Consider the following 1,195-nt stretch of genomic DNA (forward strand, 5'->3'; position numbering starts at 1 on the left):
GCCGCGCCGCGGCCAGGTCGCCGGCCGCTTGCTGCACGTCGCCGAGTTCGACCGCGGCGACGCTGCGTTCGCGGTCGTCGCTGGCGACGCGGCGCGCTGCGCCGGCGGCGTGCAGCGCCTGCGCGGTGTCGCCCGATTGCTGCGTCAGCCGGCCGATGTAGACCCAGGTCCAGAAGTCGTCGGCGTCGCGCTGCGCGGCCGCACGCCAGAGTTGCAGCACGTCGTGCGTCGTCTTCTCGCCGCGGTCCTGCATGTCGGCGGCGAGCGCGGCCAGTTGGCGGTATTCGGTGGCACTGCGCAGCTTGTTGGCTTTGTCGCGCGCCGCCTCCTCGGCGCGCGTCAGTTCTTCGAGAACGGCGAAGGCGCCGACGCGGTCGCCGTCGGCATAGCGTTGCAGCGCCTGGCGTCGTTCGGGGTTCGGCGAGTCGGCGAGGGCGGCGATCAGCCGCCGGTATTCGGCCAGTTCGGCGCGGTAGGCCGAGTCGCGTGCGCCGAGTTCGTCAACCAGGCGTTGCCGTTCGCTGGTCAGCGCGCGCAGTTCGTCGCCCAGACGGGCGGTCTCGGCCGCGCTCTGGTTCTGCTGCGCGAGCGCGCGCCGCAATTGTTTGTCGCGCTGTTCGAGTTCGGCGAGCAGGGTCGCTTCGCGTGCAAGGCTGCGCCGCTGACTCGCCGCCAGCGACGCGGCACGGTCGAGGACGAGGCGCTCGGTGAGTTCGCGCACTTGCGCGTCGCGATCGGTTTCGCTGCCCGGCGCCGGCGCCACCAATGCGCCCGCGGCAGTCGCCGCGCGCGCCGGCGGCGCCGAGGCCAGACCAGGGACGACGATCAGTCCGGCGAGCATCACCGCGAACGTCGCCACGCCAGGGCCTGGCGGGCGGGTCTCGGCGACCATGGTGGATGGCGCAGGCATGGCAGAATCTCCTGAAGCAGGCGAAAGACCAGGAGCGAGTGGATGGGCGAGCGGCAGGACCGGGCAGCGACCGGCGACCCCCAACGAACGAGGGATGACCGGCCCGTCAGCCGCTGGCCAGCCGCCCGCTCCGGCCGCCGCACCCCGGAGCCCCTTGCCAGCCGCCAAACCCCTACCGGAAAAGCAGTATCGACACGTGCCGGCGCCTTGTCAAGCCACTCCCCGACGGTCCCTTGCTGGCCGTTCGCCCGCCTCTGACCCCTCGCCGCAGGTCAGACGGCCGGC

General features: G+C 72.8%; 1 protein-coding gene. It reads right to left on the minus strand.

What is annotated here, in order from left to right; translation table 11 throughout:
• The coding region (locus CAPSK01_RS00825; protein WP_273702827.1) for a hypothetical protein at positions 1-910 on the minus strand (910 nt) is incomplete at its 3' end.
• Positions 911-1,195: the final 285 nt, after the last annotated feature.

This window comes from Candidatus Accumulibacter vicinus (assembly GCF_000584955.1).
Lineage (GTDB): Bacteria > Pseudomonadota > Gammaproteobacteria > Burkholderiales > Rhodocyclaceae > Accumulibacter > Accumulibacter vicinus.